The sequence below is a fragment of the Pseudacidovorax intermedius genome (assembly GCF_001476815.1).
Taxonomy (GTDB): domain Bacteria; phylum Pseudomonadota; class Gammaproteobacteria; order Burkholderiales; family Burkholderiaceae_C; genus Xenophilus; species Xenophilus intermedius_A.
In genome coordinates, this window is the sequence record NZ_LDSL01000186.1 from 1 (window position 1) to 4,202 (window position 4,202).

Below are 4,202 nucleotides of genomic sequence, written 5' to 3' on the forward strand. Positions count from 1 at the left end.
CCTGCTGCGCGCCGGCCTGCAGCCGGGCGAGCGCATCGGCATCTGGTCGCACAACAACCTGGCCTGGGTGCTGATGCAGATCGCCACCGCCAAGGCAGGGCTGATCCTGGTCAACATCAATCCGGCCTACCGCACGTCGGAAGTCGAATACGCGCTGAACAAGGTGGGCTGCAAGGCGCTGGTGACCATGCCGCGCTTCAAGACCAGCGAGTACCTGGCCATGCTGCGCGAGCTGGGCGCGGCCCGGCTGCCCTACCTGAAGAACATCTGGTGGATCGACGCAGCCGGCGCCGCCGACGAGGCCGGCCCGGACATCGCCACGGCGCGCTTCTCGCAGCTGCTGGCGAGCGGCGACGCGGCCGACCCGCGCGTGGCGCAAGTCCAGGCCACGCTCAAGGCCACTGACCCCATCAACATCCAGTTCACCAGCGGCACCACGGGCTTTCCCAAGGGGGCCACGCTCACCCACCGCAACATCCTCAACAACGGCTACTTCATCGGCGAATGCATGAAGCTGGGCCCGGAGGACCGGCTGTGCATCCCCGTGCCCATGTACCACTGCTTCGGCATGGTGTTGGGCAACCTGGCCTGCCTGACGCACGGCAGCGCCATCGTCTATCCCAACGACGGCTTCGACCCGCTGCTCACGCTCGAAGCGGTGCAGGCCGAGCGATGCACCGGCCTGCACGGCGTGCCCACGATGTTCATCGCCGAGCTCGACCATCCACGCTTCGGCGAGTTCGACCTGTCGAGCCTGCGCACCGGCATCATGGCCGGCACCGCCTGCCCCATCGAGGTGATGAAGCGCGTGGTGGAGCGCATGCACCTGGGCGAGATCACCATCGCCTACGGCATGACCGAGACCAGCCCGGTGAGCTGCCAGAGCAGCACCGACACGCCGCTGGCGCGGCGCGTCTCCACCGTCGGCACGGTGCAGCCGCACCTGGAGGTGAAGATCGTCGACCCCGAATCCGGCGCCACCGTGCCGCGCGGGCAGCCCGGCGAGCTGTGCACGCGCGGCTATTCGGTGATGCACGGCTACTGGGGCGACGAGGCCAAGACCCGCGAGGCCATCGACACCGAGGGCTGGATGCACACCGGCGACCTGGCCACCATGGACGCCGAGGGCTACGTCAACATCGTCGGCCGCATCAAGGACATGGTGATCCGCGGCGGCGAGAACATCTACCCGCGCGAGATCGAGGAATTCCTGTACCGCCATCCGCAGGTGCAGGACGTGCAGGTGGTCGGCCTGCCGGACCGCAAGTACGGCGAGGAGCTGTGCGCCTGGATCATTCCCAAGCCCGGCCAGCAGCCCACCGAGGCCGACATCCGCGCCTTCTGCCAGGGGCAGATCGCGCACTACAAGGTGCCGAAGTACATCCGCTTCGTCGACGCCTTCCCGATGACGGTGACGGGCAAGATCCAGAAGTACCGCATCCGCGACCAGATGGCCGAGGAACTGGGCCTGCAGGCCGAGAAGACGGCATGAACGTGCCGCCGGGCTGGATGAGGACAGGCGCGTCCATGGCAGCCGGGCGCTCGTCGGGCGGGCTGCGGCCGGGCTCAGTCGCGCGTGGCGGGGCCGTGCGGCGCCAGTCCGGCGGCGTGGCGCGCGGCGCGCAGCCGCTTGCGCAGGGCGACCTCGGCCAGGTCCAGCTCGCCCACCAGTTCGCGCAGCGAGGCGTCGTTGATGCGGTGCGACTGGCGCTCGGCATACAGCGCATGCCGCTCGGCCTGCAGGCAACCCAGGCGCAGCTCCAGCTCCTGCACGAAGCCCCGCTTGCGCGCCTGCATGGCCTCGGCCTCTTCGGCGCGCGTCTCGGCGGTGGAGGCCGTGGCGCTGTCGTCGTCCAGCAGCTCCAGCCGCACGCGGTACTGCTGGGTGATGCGGCCGACCCGCTCCTGCCGCTCGGCCAGGGTGTCGGCATCGGCGTCCAGCAACTGCTGCTGGCCGCGCACCAGGCTGGCGATGGCCGCATGGCACGCGGCGATGCGGGCGGCGCGCTCTTCCCGCTCCTCGGGGGCCTCCGGTGGCAGCGGCAGTCGGCGCAGCACCAGCGGCAGGCCGATGCTGCCCACCAGCAGCGTGACCAGGATGGTGCCGGTGGCCAGGAAGACGAGCAGCTCGCGCGCCGGGAAGGGCGTGTGCGGATTCACCATCAGCGGGATCGACAGCGCGGCCGCCAGCGTCACCGCGCCGCGGATGCCCGCCAGCGTGATGGCCAGGGTCAGCCGCCAGGAGGGCGCCTCGGGCATGCGGCCGTCGCGGTGGGCCCGGCGCAGGCCGCCGCGCACCGCCAGCTGCAGCCACACCCAGCGCAGCAGCAGCAATGCGGCCGAGATGACCAGCACGTAGCCCACCAGCGTCCAGGCGCCGTGGTGCTTGCTCTCGTCCACCGTGCGCAGGATGGACGGCAGCTGCAGCCCCAGCAGCAGGAAGATGGCGCCGTTGAAAGCCGACTCGATCATGGTCCAGGTGCCTTCGGCCTGCATGCGCTCGGCGATGAACTCGCCGCGCTCCAGGTCGGCGAAGTTGGTGGCGATGCCCGCCGCCACGGCGGCCAGGATGCCCGAGACGCCGATGCGCTCGCCCACGATGTAGGCCGCGAAGGGCAGCAGCACCAGCAGCAGCACCATCTGCGTGGCGGCCACGTCGCCGAGGCGGCGCGTGACCATGGCGCGGGCATGCGCGAAGCCCCAGCCCATCAGCGTGCCGGCGCCCACGCCGCCGAGCGCGATCCACAGGAATTCGCGCGTGGCCTGCGTCCACGAGAACACGCCGGTCAGTGTGGCCGCCACGGCGAACTTCAGCGCCACCAGGCCGGACGCATCGTTGAGCAGCGATTCGCCCTCCAGCACGTGCATGGTCTTGGCCGGCATGCCCAGCCGCCGCGTGATGGCCGAGACGGCCACCGCGTCGGTGGGCGAGACCACCGCGGCCAGGGCGAAGGCCACGGGCAGCGGCATCTCCGGAATCATCCAGTGCACCAGCCAGCCCAGGCCGAACACGGTGAAGGCCACCAGGCCAAAGGCCAGCTTCAGGATCGGCCGGTGCAGCGCGAAGAACTCGCGCTTCGGAATCCGCCAGCCGTCCGCGAACAGCAGCGGCGGAATGAACAGCAGCAGGAACAGCTCGGGATCGAAGGCGATGTGCAGCCCCTGCTGCGGCCAGGACAGGGCAGCGCCCAGCGCGATCTGGATCAGCGGCAGCGGAATGGCGCGCAGGTAGCGGGCGGCGATGCCGGTGAGGGCGCCGAGCATCAGCACCAGCAGGACGGTTTCGACGGTGTGCACTTGTTTTTCTTCTTCAAGGACTTCGTGACGGGGCGGGCAGGCCGGGCTTGGAGTGCCCGATGCCGCCGTCGGTTCGCATCATCTTCGCGTGGCATGCGGCCGCGCGTCAGGCGCCAAGGACATTCATGAGCAAACTGGTCTCCCAACTCAATCCCAGATCCGAGGCCTTCCAGGCCAACGCCGCCGCCATGCGCGCGCTGGTGGAGGACCTGCGTGCCCAGTTCGCGCAGGTGGAGCAGGGCGGCGGCGAGGCCGCGCGCGCCAAGCACACGGCCCGCGGCAAGCTGCTGCCGCGCGACCGGGTGCAACAGCTGCTGGACCCGGGCTCGCCCTTCCTGGAGATCGCGCCGCTGGCCGCGCACGGCATGTACAACGGCGACGCGCCCGGCGCGGGCCTGATCGCCGGCATCGGCCGCGTGAGCGGCGTGGACTGCATGGTGGTGTGCAACGACGCCACGGTGAAGGGCGGCACCTACTACCCGATGACCGTGAAGAAGCACCTGCGCGCGCAGGAGATCGCGGCGCAGAACCGGCTGCCCTGCATCTATTTGGTCGACTCGGGCGGCGCCAACCTGCCGAACCAGGACGAGGTGTTTCCGGACCGCGACCACTTCGGCCGCATCTTCTACAACCAGGCCAACATGAGCGCCGACGGCATCGCGCAGATCGCGGTGGTGATGGGCTCGTGCACGGCGGGCGGCGCCTACGTGCCGGCGATGAGCGACGAATCGATCATCGTCAAGGAGCAGGGCACCATCTTCCTGGGCGGCCCGCCGCTGGTGAAGGCGGCCACCGGCGAGGTGGTGTCGGCCGAGGACCTGGGCGGCGGCGACGTGCATACCCGGCTCTCGGGCGTGGCCGACCACCTGGCGCAGAACGACCTGCATGCGCTGGCGCTGGCGCGG

At 70.2% G+C, this 4,202-nt stretch carries 3 protein-coding genes; 2 read left to right on the forward strand and 1 reads right to left on the reverse strand.

Annotated elements, in window-relative coordinates:
- Window positions 1-1,492, forward strand: a 1,492-nt coding sequence (locus NS331_RS23485; RefSeq protein ID WP_058644350.1) for an AMP-binding protein, incomplete at its 5' end; no start/stop codon positions are given.
- Between the two features lie 74 nt (window positions 1,493-1,566).
- On the opposite strand, the gene NS331_RS23490 is transcribed toward NS331_RS23485, so the two are convergent.
- Window positions 1,567-3,297 carry a Na+/H+ antiporter gene (locus tag NS331_RS23490; RefSeq protein ID WP_058644351.1) on the reverse strand — a complete coding sequence of 577 codons (1,731 nt, stop codon included), beginning with the start codon at window positions 3,295-3,297 and terminating at the stop codon, window positions 1,567-1,569.
- A 125-nt stretch (window positions 3,298-3,422) separates the two neighbouring features.
- Here NS331_RS23490 and NS331_RS23495 point away from each other — a divergent pair.
- Window positions 3,423-4,202, forward strand: a 780-nt coding sequence (locus NS331_RS23495; protein ID WP_275936481.1) for a carboxyl transferase domain-containing protein, incomplete at its 3' end; no start/stop codon positions are given.